This window comes from Mucilaginibacter gossypii (assembly GCF_017569325.2).
Taxonomy (GTDB): domain Bacteria; phylum Bacteroidota; class Bacteroidia; order Sphingobacteriales; family Sphingobacteriaceae; genus Mucilaginibacter; species Mucilaginibacter gossypii.
Genome location: NZ_CP071878.2, coordinates 2,013,558 through 2,029,280 on the forward strand (window position 1 = coordinate 2,013,558; position 15,723 = coordinate 2,029,280).

Annotated in this window: 17 protein-coding genes; 9 read left to right on the plus strand and 8 right to left on the minus strand. The window is 42.7% G+C overall.

All coding sequences use genetic code 11. The annotated features are described in order from the left end of the window. Positions 1–3: 3 nt before the first annotated feature. On the plus strand, positions 4–888 hold the full coding sequence (locus J3L18_RS08470; protein WP_129570154.1) for a lysophospholipid acyltransferase family protein: 885 nt from the start codon (positions 4–6) through the stop codon (positions 886–888). Further along, positions 885–1,922: a glycosyltransferase family 2 protein gene (locus tag J3L18_RS08475; RefSeq protein ID WP_129570155.1), complete on the plus strand. Its 1,038-nt coding sequence runs from the start codon at positions 885–887 to the stop codon at positions 1,920–1,922. Before J3L18_RS08470 ends, J3L18_RS08475 begins: the two co-directional genes overlap by 4 nt. On the opposite strand, the gene J3L18_RS08480 is transcribed toward J3L18_RS08475, so the two are convergent. Together J3L18_RS08480 and aroQ are read right to left on the minus strand one after the other, a co-directional pair. Continuing rightward, complete coding sequence (locus J3L18_RS08480) at positions 1,894–4,437, minus strand: mechanosensitive ion channel family protein (protein WP_129570156.1); 2,544 nt, start codon at positions 4,435–4,437, stop codon at positions 1,894–1,896. The two genes, J3L18_RS08475 and J3L18_RS08480, sit on opposite strands and share 29 nt — an antisense overlap. Before the next feature lie 79 nt (positions 4,438–4,516). Then, positions 4,517–4,936, minus strand: a complete 420-nt coding sequence (gene aroQ, locus J3L18_RS08485; RefSeq protein WP_129570157.1) for a type II 3-dehydroquinate dehydratase — start codon at positions 4,934–4,936, stop codon at positions 4,517–4,519. A gap of 40 nt (positions 4,937–4,976) precedes the next feature. Between aroQ and xerD the strand changes: the two genes are divergently transcribed. Further along, entirely contained in the window at positions 4,977–5,876 is a 900-nt protein-coding gene (xerD, locus tag J3L18_RS08490) for a site-specific tyrosine recombinase XerD (RefSeq protein ID WP_129570158.1), read from the plus strand. A gap of 2 nt (positions 5,877–5,878) precedes the next feature. Here the strand turns inward: xerD and J3L18_RS08495 are convergent, their stop codons facing one another. Further along, complete coding sequence (locus J3L18_RS08495; RefSeq protein WP_091164824.1) at positions 5,879–6,301, minus strand: acyl-CoA thioesterase; 423 nt, start codon at positions 6,299–6,301, stop codon at positions 5,879–5,881. 18 nt (positions 6,302–6,319) lie between these two features. Next, complete coding sequence (locus tag J3L18_RS08500; protein ID WP_129570159.1) at positions 6,320–7,474, minus strand: serine hydrolase domain-containing protein; 1,155 nt, start codon at positions 7,472–7,474, stop codon at positions 6,320–6,322. A gap of 126 nt (positions 7,475–7,600) precedes the next feature. Between J3L18_RS08500 and J3L18_RS08505 the strand changes: the two genes are divergently transcribed. Next, complete coding sequence (locus J3L18_RS08505; RefSeq protein ID WP_091164818.1) at positions 7,601–7,957, plus strand: response regulator; 357 nt, start codon at positions 7,601–7,603, stop codon at positions 7,955–7,957. A gap of 108 nt (positions 7,958–8,065) precedes the next feature. Here the strand turns inward: J3L18_RS08505 and J3L18_RS08510 are convergent, their stop codons facing one another. The 3 genes from J3L18_RS08510 to J3L18_RS08520 are packed head-to-tail and all read right to left on the minus strand — an operon-like array spanning position 8,066 to position 9,898. Then, the gene (locus tag J3L18_RS08510; protein WP_091164815.1) at positions 8,066–8,842 is read right to left on the minus strand and encodes an HAD-IIA family hydrolase; all 777 of its coding nucleotides are present in this window, start codon (positions 8,840–8,842) and stop codon (positions 8,066–8,068) included. Between the two features lie 58 nt (positions 8,843–8,900). Continuing rightward, the gene (locus J3L18_RS08515; protein ID WP_091164811.1) at positions 8,901–9,284 is read right to left on the minus strand and encodes an SRPBCC domain-containing protein; all 384 of its coding nucleotides are present in this window, start codon (positions 9,282–9,284) and stop codon (positions 8,901–8,903) included. Positions 9,285–9,307: 23 nt separating this feature from the next. Further along, positions 9,308–9,898 (minus strand): acetate uptake transporter, encoded by a 591-nt coding sequence (locus J3L18_RS08520; RefSeq protein ID WP_129570160.1) that lies wholly within the window; start codon positions 9,896–9,898, stop codon positions 9,308–9,310. A 104-nt stretch (positions 9,899–10,002) separates the two neighbouring features. Here J3L18_RS08520 and gpmA point away from each other — a divergent pair, with 104 nt between their 5' ends. The 4 genes from gpmA (at position 10,003) to J3L18_RS08540 (ending at position 13,644) form a co-directional block, all read left to right on the plus strand. Further along, positions 10,003–10,692 (plus strand): 2,3-diphosphoglycerate-dependent phosphoglycerate mutase, encoded by a 690-nt coding sequence (gene gpmA / locus J3L18_RS08525; RefSeq protein ID WP_091164799.1) that lies wholly within the window; start codon positions 10,003–10,005, stop codon positions 10,690–10,692. A gap of 89 nt (positions 10,693–10,781) precedes the next feature. Continuing rightward, a complete protein-coding gene (locus tag J3L18_RS08530) occupies positions 10,782–11,267 on the plus strand; it encodes a hypothetical protein (RefSeq protein ID WP_129570161.1) in 486 nt (161 codons plus the stop codon). Positions 11,268–11,507: 240 nt separating this feature from the next. Further along, positions 11,508–13,118, plus strand: coding sequence for a hypothetical protein (locus J3L18_RS08535; RefSeq protein ID WP_208102473.1), 1,611 nt, complete (start codon positions 11,508–11,510; stop codon positions 13,116–13,118). Positions 13,119–13,299: 181 nt separating this feature from the next. Beyond that, positions 13,300–13,644, plus strand: coding sequence for a phosphoribosylpyrophosphate synthetase (locus J3L18_RS08540; RefSeq protein ID WP_090525677.1), 345 nt, complete (start codon positions 13,300–13,302; stop codon positions 13,642–13,644). A 134-nt stretch (positions 13,645–13,778) separates the two neighbouring features. On the opposite strand, the gene J3L18_RS08545 is transcribed toward J3L18_RS08540, so the two are convergent. Further along, positions 13,779–14,342 carry a HEAT-like fold family protein gene (locus J3L18_RS08545; RefSeq protein WP_129570162.1) on the minus strand — a complete coding sequence of 188 codons (564 nt, stop codon included), beginning with the start codon at positions 14,340–14,342 and terminating at the stop codon, positions 13,779–13,781. 125 nt (positions 14,343–14,467) lie between these two features. Between J3L18_RS08545 and J3L18_RS08550 the strand changes: the two genes are divergently transcribed. After that, a complete protein-coding gene (locus J3L18_RS08550; RefSeq protein WP_129570163.1) occupies positions 14,468–15,706 on the plus strand; it encodes a M16 family metallopeptidase in 1,239 nt (412 codons plus the stop codon). Positions 15,707–15,723 lie beyond the last annotated feature (17 nt).

The window sequence follows — 15,723 nt, forward strand, 5'->3', positions numbered from 1 at the left end:
ATAATGATAAAAAAGGGTTTTACTAAGTTAGGGATATTAATTTTATACCTTATATCGTTGCTTCCCTTTTGGTTTTTATACATTTTATCCGATATTGCGTTTGTTATTATTTACTACGTTGTTCATTACCGCCGTGATGTAGTGCAGCAAAACCTCCGCAATTCCTTTCCCGAAAAAACAGATCAGGAACGCCATGATATTGAACGAAAGTACTATCGCTACCTGGCCGACCTGATAGTGGAAACCATTAAAATGATCACCGTATCAGAAAAACAGATCCGGAAAAGAGTAGTCGCAACCAACTCCGATTTGGTGTTTGAATATTTTGCTAAAGGTAAAAGTATTATTGCAGTTGCCGGTCATTACTGCAACTGGGAAATGGCCGCGCTCAATTTTAATTTCGTTACCGATAAAAGGTTCATGATCATTTACAAAAACCTGTCGAACAAAACGTTTGATGATTTTTTTATTAAGATCCGCTCAAGGTTTGGTGGGCAGCCAGTTGCCATGAAGCAAACATTGCGTAAAATGATTGAATACCGTAAAGAACTTACTGTAAGCGTGCTCGTGGGCGATCAAACTCCCGTGATGCATGAGGTAAACTATTTCACCAATTTTTTAAACCAGCCTACTGCGGTATTTTTGGGTATCGAAAAAATTGCCAAAACAATTGACGCAGCTGTTGTTTTTTACGACATGAAAAGGGTAAAACGCGGATATTATGAATATACGCTAATCCCGCTTACCGAAACACCAAAAGAAACTGCCGAACACGAAATAACAGATATGCATGTTAAATATCTTGAGGGGATGATCAGGGGAGAACCGCAATATTGGTTATGGTCGCACCGGAGATGGAAGTTTAAGCCGGAGGATTTACATAGATGACCCATACACCTAAAGTTGCTGTAGTTATTTTAAACTGGAACGGCGCAAAGTACCTTAAACAATTTCTTCCTTCGGTATTATCATCAACGTATCCTAACCTGGATATCGTTATGGGGGATAACGCTTCTTCGGATAATTCAGTGGCGTTTATGCGCGAAAACTATCCATCAGTGAGGATTATCCAAAATGATAAAAACTACGGTTTTACAGGAGGTTACAACCGGGTGCTGGCCCAGGTTGATGCCGATTATTATATCCTGCTTAATTCGGACGTGGAGGTAATCCCCAGCTGGATTGAACCTGTTATCGAATTAATGGAAAGCGATAGTTTAATCGCTGCCGCTGCTCCCAAGATCCGGTCGTATGCGCAAAAAGAGTACTTTGAACATGCTGGCGCTGCCGGTGGCTTTATTGATAAGCACGGCTATCCTTTTTGCCGCGGCAGAATCTTTTACGAACTGGAAAAGGATAACGGCCAATATGAGCAATCGGGCGAAGTGTTTTGGGCCTCAGGGGCATCGCTGTTCATCAAAAAAAGTATCTGGGATGAAGCTGGTGGCTTTGATGAAAGTTTTTTTGCCCACATGGAAGAGATTGACCTTTGCTGGCGCTTAAAAAACATTGGCTATAAAGTAATGTATTGCGCGCAATCAACCATATATCACGTTGGCGGCGGTACATTAAATGCCGAAAATCCGTTTAAGACCTATCTCAATTTCAGGAATAACCTGCTGCTTATAAAAAAGAACCTTCCATTTTGGCGGGCGTTTTGGGTGATCAGCGTCCGCTTTATAATGGATCTCCTGGCCTTGTTCAGGTTTTTGATAGAAGGTAAACGCAAAGATGCCTGGGCAGTAAGCAGGGCACATCAGAGCTTTGTGTTAAGCCTCTTTAAGAAGGTTAAAGGCGAAAGGCAAAAGGCGAAAGGTAACGCGGTACATAACACAAAAGGTATATACAGGGGCAGTATTGTTTGGGATTTCTTTGTGAAAAAGAAAATTCATTTTACTGATCTTGATCCTTCGGAGCTTTAACGTCATCTGCACCCTGTTCCGGCTCTGTCTCGTCACTTATGCCCGGCGCTTCTACTTTAATGGGAGGCAAGCCTTTCGGCCATATTACGCGTACGTCCTGCTGGCGGAACGGTATTTCGATACCTTCTTTAGCAAAAGCATCATAGATATCGGCAAGCACGCGGCTTTTCAATGAAAGCCATGTGGAGATATCCGCAGCCCAAAAGAACAGCCTGAAATCAACCGAGCTTTCGTTGAGATTGTGCAGGAACACAGACGGCGGAGGCTGAGCCATGATATCATCATGGTTCATCAATAAGTTTAATAATATATTCCTAACTTTTTCGATATCAGATCCATATGCTACTCCTACTATTAGCTCTACGCGGCGATTGTTATTGCTTAGCGTCCAATTAATTACATGGTGCGAAATCAGGTCGCCGTTAGGAACGATTACCTCGGCGCCATCGGAAGTGGCTATTTTACTGGCCCGGATACCGATATCCATTATAGTGCCCGACCGGTTATCGACCTCAATGATATCCCCAACCTGGATCGGTTTCTCGAAAGCCAGTATCAAACCCGATACGAGGTTGTTAACGATATTCTGTAAGCCAAAACCAATACCAATACCAAAGGCGCTGATAATAATGGTTATTTTATCGATAGGCACTCCTGAAGCAGCTACGGCCAGGAAGAAGCCTAAAGCAATTACCCCGATACGGATAAGCAGGGTAGAGGTCCGGTTCTTTTTCTTGGCTACGTCAATATCATTGGCATGCTTGGCGGCAATATCATAAAGATAACTGATGATCTTAGAGGCTATAGACGACAGCCAGATCACGGCCACAAATATAATCACGCTTTGAAACGTGAACTGGGTATTGGTACCGCCGATGCTGCGGTTTTTGGCAAGAAAATCGCCCAGGTAATCAAATACGGTATCTTCAACGTTCAGGTTTTGGGTAAGCATTACCAGCCACAACAAGGTAGCCAATATGCTCAGCACACTCCTGAACTTATTTTGCATTAATTTATAATCGATAAAAGAAGTGAGGTTGTTGCTCTTTTTACCGGCTTCCAGTTGCAGGAACAAAGCTTCCATAATGATGTGCACTATATAATACATAGCAAGAGCAAGCCATAGGTTATAAACCACGCTGACACCAATGATCTTGGCTAAACTCACCCTGCCAAAAACATTGCATAAAAAAGATGAGGCCTGCAGAAATATGAAAACCTTCAATATAAAGCTGGTATAAGGCAGGTAATCAGCCCTGGCTTTGCGCACTTCTGATAAAAACCTGAAACTTATTATAGATGCTGCCAGACCTAAAATCAAAACAACAACCCTGTCGATATTGGTAACCTGGATATAAAGATTGCTCAGGCTGTAAATAATAGTGATGCCAAATAATTGTAGCATGTAACGGAACATGGTTGCAGGGCATGCTTTTTTTATGAGGTAAAGCAGGGCGATCATCAGCACCAACAAAAACATCTCCAATACAATTACTGGTGGGTGATCATAAATGTTAGGCAGCAACGTGAAAGTTAAAACTATTGAGGATACAAACGGATAATTCACAACGTAATTCGCTTGGCTAAACACACTTTCGGGCGTATCGTTATCACGTATGATCCTACGGCGACTGGCGCGGACCCAGGCAAAAAAAGCAAATAGAACCACCAAGCCCGAAAGATGGATCAGGATATCCCGACCTATAAAAAAGTTGAACAGCTTGGAGTTCATATCGGCGGTAGCTTTTGTTGCCGGGCCGAAATCGCTGCCTTCATCAGCATTCATGTTCCATATGTTGCTATACTCCTGGGACATCGCCCTGATGCTGAAATCCCTGATCTTGGTATCAATCTGGTCTTTAAGGTCGAGTATCGAAATATAAACAGCTGAGGTGCGGTTTTGCAGCAGGCCTACTTTCACCATTACTTTTTTGTTGGTAGTATCCAGGCGGTGATATTTGCTGTCGATAGCTATTTTTTGGATGAGATAGGTAGTAGCCAGCGAGCTATCAGCAGGCAGGATCTTTAAAACGCTGTCGCGCGATATGGCATCCAGATCGTTTTGGTTTTGAACAAGTTTACTATTGATATCGGCAAGCTGCTCCTGCCAAAGGTCAAGCTGGTCATCACTTCGGGTAAGCACATCCCTGATGGTATAAAGATACCTTAACGTGCTTGATTTATCATTATCAATAAGTGATTTGATGAGCGTAATCCGCCTTTCAAATGATGGTAGCTTAGTGCTGATCTCTGCCGTATCTAACTTTTTTGACAGGTTGCTTTTGATCTGGTTAAAGGCAGATGTATAATATTCAACCTTTTGCAGCAGGTTATTGACCGATGTATCTGAACGTTTAAGCGCCCGCATCATCGAATCGCGCGAGAGGATAGAGGCGCGGAGCGAGTCTCTTACCGATTTTGATCTTTTCTTTTTGGCTTGGGCAAATGCATCAACACTGAATAACAGCGTAATAAAAAGTAAACTTAGCGCGGCAACCCTGAATATTTTAAGCATCTGGAACAATAAGCTGAAAGCAATATTTAAACGCTTTTACACCAAAAGCGTTTTATCAAAACGATAAAATATTTTAATATTATTTAAGCGACAGGTTTTCAATGGCGAGGCGATAGCTATCCATCCCGAAACCTGCGATTACGCCACGACAACTGGCCGCTATCATTGATTTATGCCTGAACTCCTCGCGCTTGTGTACGTTGGAGAGATGCACTTCAATAACCGGTGTATTGATTGCAGCGATAGCATCGGCAATGGCAATAGAAGTGTGGGTATATGCTCCGGCATTCATCACAATACCATCGTAACTAAATCCAGTTTCATGCAGTTTATTTATAATTTCGCCCTCAATGTTGCTTTGATAATAATCAATGGTGATGTTTGCATAGCGTTGGCGCAAAGTTTCAAGGTAGGTTTCAAAACTGGCATCGCCATAAATTGATTTTTCGCGAACGCCTAACAGGTTCAAATTGGGGCCGTTTATAATTTGTATCTTCATTAGTTCAAACTTAGCTATAAATCATCAAAACTAAAATCAATTGGATTGGCGTTCGGCAATAAAAGGTTTCCAGGCATATTTAAAATTAGAGAAGTCGCTATCCGACAACTCTATCGAAGCTTACAGCAGAGATATAGAAAAATTATATCAATATTCAGATTCACAGATAGTTAAAATAAAACCAGAATTAATTACTTTAACTGATTTGCGCGGGTTCATTAACTGGATAAATGAACTGGGTATGATCCCTTCATCGCAAGCCAGGATTCTTTCGGGCATAAAAGCTTTTTATAAATACCTGCTGATGGAGGATATTATTAAATCCGATCCGTCAGAACTGCTCGAATCGCCCAAGATCAGGCGTAAGCTGCCGGATACATTGAGCTATGAAGAGATCAACAAAATTATAGCTGCGTTAGACCTATCCAAACCAGAAGGCATCCGTAACAAAGCCATCCTGGAAACCCTGTACGGTTCAGGCCTGCGTGTATCCGAGCTTACCGAACTGAAACTCTCTAACCTGTACCTTGATATTGAATTTATAAAGGTGACCGGCAAAGGCAATAAGGAACGATTGGTGCCGATAGGCAGCGAAGCTATAAAAGCACTGAAGATCTGGATAGAAAATGTTAGAATACATAACCCAATAAAAAGAGGTGAGGAGGACTATGTTTTCCTGAACAGACGGGGTACAAGGTTAAGCCGGCAGATTATTTTTTTAACCATCAAAGGGTTGGCTGAAACCATTGGATTGAAGAAAAAGATAAGTCCCCATACCTTTCGGCACTCCTTTGCCACACACCTTGTTGAAGGTGGCGCCGATTTACGGGCAGTGCAGGAGATGCTGGGCCACGAAAGTATCACCACGACAGAAATTTATACCCATTTAGACAGGGAGTATCTAAAAAGTACCATCAGCCAATTTCATCCGCGCAGTTAAGGTCAGATCAGGTACTGATCAATTACATCCTGAGGGATCTTTGCACCGCGTCCGGTAGCCATGTCAATCATCACATAATCAAACCAACCATCGCAGCAGATCTTTTTAGTGGCTTTATTGGTGATGATAAACTTTACACGGCAGCCTTTGTCGTCAATACTTTCAATACCGGTTTTCACAATAAAGTAATCGCCCATGGTTAAAGCACGTTTATAATCCACATGGGCGGTACGTACCACCCAGCCGAAGCCGCGTTCCATAAATTTTTCCATCGCCATTCCATAGCAACGCTCCATCTGTTCGTAACGCGCAGCCAGTACATAATCAAAATATTTGCTGTTATGTACGTGCTGAAACATGTCGATATCATCGGGGCGTACGCGAAACTCAGATTCAAAAGTGGAAAGTTGGAGTGGTGTATCCATGCAGCAAATATAGTAAACCTATTTAAGCGAAAGGAAAGCCTCCAGTTTCTCATTAAAAGTGTTCCCGTGATCGCAATTGGTAAAAAATACATAGCCGGACTGCCGGGCCTTATCCATCATGAAAGCTGATTGAAAATTGCCATTATTGCCTGAGTGTAAGTAAATTGCACCTGATGGAATTTGCGCTATTGCTATGCCCAATCCCCAGGCTGAATAGCCTGCTTTGCGGAAATCTTCGGGAAGGGGCACGGTTAATTGCTGCCGGAACATTTCATGGATACTATTGGTACTTAGTCCTTGGTCATTCATCAGGGCTATGAGGAATGCGGCATAATCTAAAGCGTTGGTGTGCAGGGAAGCTGCAGGATTGAAAGTGTTTGAATCAATGCTGATGGATGGAATTATAGGCCAGTTTAATCCGTTAGCAGGATCTATGTGCCCATCCTGATGTCCTCTGACCTTATGTTTCAAAATATAGGGATTGGCAGTGTATGAACTATGGGGCATGTGTAGTGGGATAGCAACTTCACGTTCAAACAGTGGCTCCATATTTTGCAATGAACAGTTAAGCAAATGCGCTACCACTTTGCCCAGGTAAAGAAACCCCTCGCCCGAATAATTGAATGCTGTACCTGGCTTAAAATTCAAATAAAGGTCACCTTGTTTCACGTGTAAAGTGGAATCGGCAGTGAAGAAACGCCAGTTTGGAAAACCGGATTGGTGAGAAAGCACCATCCGGGCGGTGATTAGCTTGTATCTCTCATCCTGTGCAATATCAGGATAGGGAAGATATTTATACAAAGGGGTATCCATATTTAATATGCCCCGGTCAACCAATTTCATAACCCAATAGGTAAATACAGGCTTGGAGAGCGAAGCCGCTTCAAAAATCGACTGTTCGTCTATTGGGGTTTTTGTTTTAATATCTGTTACACCTAAAGCACGGTGATAAACGATTTTGCCTTTACTGATAAATGCTATTGATAATCCGGGAAGCTGCAATGAGTCGATCTGTTTTTGCAGAAATGTGTCTATCATGGCATTGCTGATAAGTTTTCCTGCCGGAGTTACTATTTGGGCTTCTGAAATACCGCAGAACCCAAATGAAATTAAGCAGATGAGAATAAATAACTCAGTGTATTTATGGTATAAGTATTGTATGTGATTTTTCACTGTTAGGTAAAGTATGATGTGTGTTTTTATTGAGACGCAAGCATTAACTAGATGGTTACAGATTTTATCATACTTTCGCGGCCACCCAACTACTAAGGGAGTACTTTCGTAGAAGAAGGATAATTTATGAGCAAACACATTGTATTAATAGAAGACGAACCTGATATCCTTGAATCTACCACGCTGCTGCTCGAAAATGAGGGTTTTCGGGTGTCTGGATTTAAGGCTTTCACCACTTTGGAGGAAATGGTGGCCTTACAGCCTGATTGTTTTTTACTTGATGAAAACCTGCCGATTATTAGCGGCCATATAATTTGTATTTTATTTAAATCGAAGCCCGTAACCCGGGAAATTCCTGTTGTGTTGATTTCTGCCAACCCTGCAATTAAACAAAAAGCAGCAATTGGAGAAGCAGATGCCTATATTGGCAAGCCTTTCGAAATTCAGGAACTGGTGGATGTTTTGACAAGGGTTATGGCTTAATAACTTGTTGCAAAACTCCAAATGATTTAATTTACTCATGTAGTCAAAAACAAAAACGGACGACCAGTAAAAATGATCGTCCGCTTTTAATAGGCTTGCAGAATTATCTTATGACCACCATTTAAGCGGAAAAACTATTTTATCAACCGAGCTTGCTATCATATCAGGTTTAAAGGCATAATGGCTCAATTGATCTTTGCTGGAAATGCCTGATAGTACAAGGATAGTTTTATAGCCCATTTGTACACCTCCCTGAATATCAGTTTCCATAGTATCGCCAATAACAGTCGTTTCGGCCGTTTCAAGCCCAAGGAATTTCCTTGCCGAACGCATCATTACCGGGCTCGGTTTGCCCGTTACAAAAGCCTTACGGCCTGTAGCTTCCTCTATCATGGCTGTTGTAGCTGCAATACCTAAATTGTTCCAGCCCGGTTTTTTAGGAGATGGATCCCTGTTGGTGGTTATAAACTTAGCGCCTGCCAGGATCATGTCGACCGCACGCTGCACCATTTCCAATGTAAAGTTGCGGCCTTCGCCTAAAACAACAAATTCCGGGTCGGAATCAACAAGTGTGATCCCGTTTTCGTGCAAACTGCTCAACAAACCACCCTCACCTAGCACAAAAGCGGTACCATTGGGGCTTTGATCGCCCAGGAATTTCCCGGTAGCCATGGCGCTTGTATAAATATGTTTTGTTTCTACAGTTATTCCCAATCTTTTAAGTTTCCGTACAACCTCCAGGCTGGTGCGCTGGCTGTTGTTGGTCATAAAAGCAAATGGTATATCATTATCAATAAGGTGTTTGATGAATTTATCAGCGCCCTGTATCAGTTCTTCGCCGCTGTAAATTACACCATCCATATCAATTAAAAGACCTTGTTTCATGCGTATAAATTATAAATGTTTTGTTTTATTAAAGAGGTGATGTTGAATACCCGACGTTTTAAGCTCCCTCAAAAAAGTCGATCAGGCCGCCAAAGTAACTCTCGTTCCACCCGTCAACAATATCATTATAATCATCATCGGGAATGTTAGTGTGCCTTAACTCGGCCGAAGTGCCTTGCTTATCAGCATGTAATTTGATGGTAACGATAGAATTATCGCTTTGTCCTTCAAAATACCATTGCTGAACCACCTTTTTATTGGGTTCAAATTCGATGTTTTTACCTACGATACTACCATCCCACATAGAAAATTCGGTACCGGGCTCTGTCGACATTTCGGCGACTTCGCCAGTCCACAATTCAATGGTAACCGGGTTGGTGATGGCCATGTAAATCTCTTCGGGAGTGGCCGGTATGCTGTAATATTTTTTATAATCTTTCACCCGCGCAATTTAGCTCAAATAATTTAAACCTTCACCGGGCCAATCGGCAAAACGGTTTTTCCGTAAATCTCATTCAAAACATTAGCGATACCGGTGTAGATAGCCGATGCCCCACAAATAATACCTTCATAACCAGCCAAGTGTTTAATGCCTGCATTGCCGGTGACATCACCAGCCACTAACAGGAAAAATAATATAGTTAACGATGCAAAAACAAATTGCAGCGCACGGTTAAGCCTCAATGTTCCAAAAAACAACAGCAGGGTAAACACACCCCAGATGCTTAAGTATGCGATCATGGCGCCTTCAGATGGCGCAGCTCCCCAGCCAAACTTGGGCATTACCAACAGGCCCACTAATGAAAGCCAGAAAAATCCGTAAGATGTAAAGGCTGTAAGCCCGAAGGTGTTGTTCTTTTTAGCTTCGATAACACCGGCGATAACTTGTGCAAGCCCACCGTAAAATATACCCATGGCTAAAATCATGGTGTTCATTTCAAAAAAGCCGGCGTTGTGGATGTTTAGCAAAACAGTAGTCATTCCGAAAGCACAAAGGCCAAGCGGTGCGGGATTGGCAATGCCATCTTTCACCGGTACTGGTGTAGTAGGGATCATAATAGGTTTTAGTTTATTTGGTTTGTACCGCAAGCTAATTGATTTATAAATATTAAGCAAGTTTTTCACAACCCTTAACCTACTTTTGCGTTAACTAAGTACCTATGCAAAAATTAGTATTAATACGCCACGGTGAGAGTATCTGGAACCAGGAAAACAGATTTACAGGCTGGGAAGATGTCGACCTGTCAGACAAAGGTTACGAACAGGCCCATCGCGCCGGAAAAATCCTTAATAAGAATGGCTATAATTTTGATATTGGCTTTACATCCTATTTAAAGCGATCAATCAAAACATTGCATTACATACTGGAGGAGCTCGACCATCTATGGATCCCAGTTGAAAAATCATGGCGGTTGAACGAACGCTTTTATGGTGCCTTACAAGGGTTAAATAAAGACGAAACCATTGCCCGGTACGGCGAAGAGCAGGTATTAAAATGGCGGCGCGACCCCAATGAACACCCGCCTGCTATAACCAAAGATGATGCGCGCTACCCGGGGCATGATCTTAGGTACAAAGATCTGACCGAGCGTGAGCTCCCGCTGACCGAAAACCTGAGCGAAACTATGGACAGGGTATTGCCTTTCTGGAACGAAAGAATTGTCAGGGCCTTGCGCCGCAATCAAAAGGTCATTGTAGTGGCACATGGTAACAGCCTGCGTTCGCTTATAAAATATATAGATAATTTAAATGATGAGGAAGTGACTGCGTTGGAAATCCCTACCGCCACCCCCTGGGTTTATGAACTTGATGGGGATTTAAACAGGATAAGGCATTATTACCTGGAATAATTTTCCCTCCGGATCTTCATTTCTCTTTTTTATGTAGCACAATTGTTTATCTTGTAAGCCATAAACCAATTAATCCCTAATTAATACGAATGAAAAAATCCGACATTTATGAAGTCGCCATTAAAGTACTGGGCATATACCTGCTGGTGGCCGATATCTCTAAACTTCCCGGCCTGATCACCTTTATCAGTAACCATGCGGGTTCCTCTCTCGAACAGCAGCCTGCCGATCAGGGAAATCTTTTGCTGGTAAATGGTTTAAACTTTATTTTCCTGATCGTATTGGCTGTGCTGTTAATTGCCGGTACAAAAAGAATCACCCGCTGGATCACCAACGAAAGTGATTACCAGGAAAACGCGAAACTTTTTGCCGAGCGCAAAGTCATCTACGAGATATCCCTGATAATAATAGGAGGGTTATTGTTGGTAGGCACCATACCCGATTTTTTATACCACTTGTATACGCTTGCCAATGTTAATGAACAAAGCAGTGTAATATCGGCAGGGGCGAAAATATTTATCGGCATAATTACCGTGGCATTTGCCAAAAGGATAGGGGCTTATTTTGCCAAATAAATTTGAACAACTTTAATGTATTGAAAGAGCGGCCTTTTTGGACGCTTTTTTTGTTTGCGGCCGGCCATATGTTAGCCGTTCCACTTCTGAAAATGGAACACTTATATAAATGTAAGAAGCTTCAATAGGTTTACTTAACAATAAGTTAATGAAATAGCAATGATTACGAATTAACCTTTGTACGGTTTTACCGTATAATTTAACATTATTAACTTATACATTAAAACCTGAAAAATCATTATGCTAAAACTTACTAATCTACGTATGTGGGTATTGGCCGCTGTCGCTACAGGCATGTTGGCAAGCTGTCAAAAAAACGGCCAGATGCCTGCATTGAAAGCTGCCGACCAAACTGCAACCAGTACAAAAACAATTAAAACCTTAGCTGTATCCTTAACACAGGGTTTTGAAGTTGGCGCAACCAGTCCCAAAACTGCTTATGATGTATCGCCAACCGGTTCATCGAGCGGCGATAATGTTACCCTGTCTGGCAATTCATGGAATATGTATGATGCCCTGATTGGCAATCTCTCTGCCGACCAAAAAGCGGGCTCATGGAGTGCCCGGATCCGCAACACCGGTAAAATTACTATGCTGTTTGACGTTACCACGGGCATCAGCACGGTTACCATCAAAAGCGCTACCTACGGCGGCGATACTCCAAGCACATGGGGATTGTTTTATTCTGTTAACGGAGGTTCATCCTGGACGCAATCCGGTTCGGCAATTACTACTACCGCAACTCTTACTATATCAACTTTTACTGTTACACAAACCGGTAATGTACGTTTAGAGATCCGTAAATTATCCGGCGGCACCAACCGTATCAATATTGATGATATCACCATTAATGATAACGGCGGCGGCGGTACAGGCGGGGGTACTGTACTTACAGGCAAAAAATTCCTGTTTGATGCAAGTCACCTTGAAAATGCAGGCAGCGCCGACTGGCAAATAGATGCCGACGGCACTGAGCAGGTTGCTATTTACACAGGCGGTACCACTACCGAAACCAAAGCACAACGCGTTCCTACTCCTTCATACACAGGTATTACTTCATCTACTACCGAAACTTATTGGAAAGGCGCTCTTTCAGCATGGGCTGTAGAATTGGTAAAACGCGGCGAACTGGTTGAATCGCTTCCTGTAGGTACTGCTATCACTTATGGTGGTGGTGGAGCCCAGGATTTGAGCAATTACGATGTATTTGTTGTTTGCGAACCTAACCGCTTATTTACTGCCGCCGAGAAAACTGCTTTGATGAACTTTGTAGCTAACGGTGGTGGTTTATTCATGATAGCAGACCATACCGCGGCCACAACTGCCGGTACTGACGCCAATGGTTACAATCCTTCAGACCGCGATGGTGATGGTTATGATTCGCCAAGGGTTTGGAATGACTTGATGACCAACAATGGCATCAATAACAACAACCCTTTCGGCTTTAGTGTAAATTATGTTGATATCAACGAAAGCCCGTCAACCAACGTTTATACCGGTTCCAATGCCGATGCGCAAAAAGTGCTGAATGGTGCGGCAGGTACTGCTTCAAAAATGGCTTTCTACGATGGTTCTACAGCAACCCTGTTCCCGGCCAACAACTCAACCGTACAGGGCTTATTCTGGCGTAACAGCGCTACCAATGGTGGCAATGCCAACGCTATGGCATTATTGGCAACCTATGGAAGCGGCCGTGTTGTTTGGATCGGCGACAGCTCGGACGCCGATGACGGCACAGGTGATACAGGCGATAACCTGTTTAATGGTTGGTCGGGCGATGCACCATCAGGATATACTTCGCATTCGTCATTTCATTTAAATGCTTCATTCTGGCTGGCCAAAGCCCAGTAAGCATAGAATAACCTTTCCCCAACGGGAGAATTTTCATTTGTTAGTTTAAGTCCGGTTGCCCGTGGCAACTGGACTTTTTTATTTCCCCGCTTCAAACAAGTTAGTTGCTTTGGCAGTTATATATTTATACGAAGGTGATCAATGAACTCATCTTCCGTTTTATCTATACAAAAACATCACCATGAAAAATTATGAAACCTTAGTGGATGCCACTAATGACCTCATGAAGAGGGGATATACGGCCAACCTTAGCCTTGATGGCGATACAATTGATGATAAAGAAAAGGATATCAGGATGACCGCTGATGACTTTGAGATCGATGAGTTTTACCGATTTGAAGGTCCAAGTAATCCATCGGATATGTCGATAGTATACGCTGTATCATCATCAAAATATAACTTAAAAGGAGTGCTGGTAAATGCTTATGGTACTTATGCCGATGATAGCTCATCAGCGTTAGCTGCCAAATTGCATCATGGCCAGGTGAGTCATAACCTGCACGGCGACGACAGGCCCACGGCGTAAGTAAGTAGAAAGTCTTAAGTCAAAAATCTTAAGTTAAAAGTCGGTGACAAATATTTCTGTAGGGACAGCGGGATATTTGTTGGCGGCTTTTGGCTTTTAATACAATAGCCAACTTTAAAATCTTCCCTCGGGGATTAGAGGGGCTTAGATCTCAGTTCCTTCATCATTTTTTTTCCTGCCGACTGGATGGCCGCCGTACCATTACGCATTAAAAATTCAAGCTGGTCCTGTAGCTCATCGGCCACCCAGGCATAACGGCGCCGCAAATTAAACAAAGCCCAACCCGCAAATACTTTTACTGCTATTTTAACTTTGGCATCAATCATCCAGTCAAAAAGGCGCTCAACAACGGGTTCAAGATCAAGGCGGTTGAGTTTTTGCTTTACCGGGGAGTGTTCCTTTTCTTCGGTAGCGTGCATCAGTATTTTAGCATAATGCCTCTGGCAGCCGGGGTTCGTAACCTGTAGCAACCGCTCAATAAAATATTGCAAGTTACCGGTAAAGACATCAGCGTCCTTCAAAAAAATATTTTCAAGCAGCCAGGCCGCACGGAAGGCGAGAGGTTTATCGGGGTGAAAGGTAATGTCAATCAGATCGTGCAAATTAAATTGCTGGTCGGTTAAAATACGGCTCAATTCAAGTACCTTGAGCTTGCCAATGGTGTTCTCTATTTTTTTGGTGAGTTCGTCGCGGGTCATTATAGTAGCTTAAAAGTAAATAAATGCTGATACTTAACCTAAAACACCTGTTCATTTCTGGCATTCACTTTCTATGTCATCAAAAGTTATACATTTGCTATCCGTATTAAAAATTTAAGAGATACATGGTTAAATTCAACCGATTCACACTTGACAATGGCCTTAGGGTTATTGTGCATGAAGATAATACAACGCCGATGGCGGTGCTTAACATTTTATATGATGTTGGTGCACGCGATGAAGATCCCGAACAAACCGGCTTTGCCCATTTGTTTGAGCATCTCATGTTTGGCGGATCAGTCAATATCCCTGTTTATGACGAACCACTGCAAAGGGTAGGAGGTGAAAATAATGCCTTTACCAGCAACGATATCACCAACTATTATATCACTCTGCCATCGGCTAACCTGGAAACCGCATTTTGGTTGGAGAGCGACCGGATGCTGAGCCTTGCTTTTAGCGAAAAAAGCCTGGAGGTGCAGCGTAACGTAGTTATAGAGGAGTTTAAACAGCGGTACTTAAATCAGCCTTACGGCGATGTTTGGTTAAAGCTTCGTCCGCTGGTTTACAAAAAACACCCTTATCGTTGGGCAACCATCGGCAAAACCATCAAACATATCGAGGATGCACAAATCGAAGACGTAAAAGCTTTCTTCAAAAAACATTACAATCCTCAAAACGCTATTATGGTAGTAGGGGGTAACGTAACAACTGAACAGGTAAAAGAACTTTCCGAAAAATGGTTTGCTCCGATCCCGGCCGGCGAAAGATATCACCGCAGCCTTCCCCAGGAACCTGAACAGCAGGAAGCCCGCCGCGAAACGGTCACCGCCAAAGTACCACTCAATGATGTGTATATCGCTTTTCAGATGGGGACCCGCACAGATCAAGATTACTATGTGGTAGAGCTGCTTTCGGATATTCTTTCGCGCGGCAATTCATCACGGTTGTATAAATCGCTGATTAAGGAAAAACAGATTTTTAGCGAGGTACATGCCTATGTGACCGGCAGTTTGGATAAAGGCATGTTTGTGTTAGAAGGCAAACCGCTCGATGGCATCAGCATTGAACAGGCGGAGGCTGCATTATGGGAGGAACTGGAGAAAATAAAAGCTGAGGAGATCCCGGCAAATGAACTTACTAAAGTTCAGAACAAAACCGAGTCAACCATGATTTTTTCCGAAATGTCGCTGTTGGATAAGGCCATGAACCTGGCCTCATTTGAATTGCTGGGTGATGCTGACATGATCAACCATGAAACAGCAAAATATCTTGCTGTAAACGCTGCCCAGGTAAAAACACAAGCTAATAAACTATTCAGAAAAGATAATTCATCAACACTTATTTATTTGGCGGAGAAATAAAAGAAACCCTGATTGAA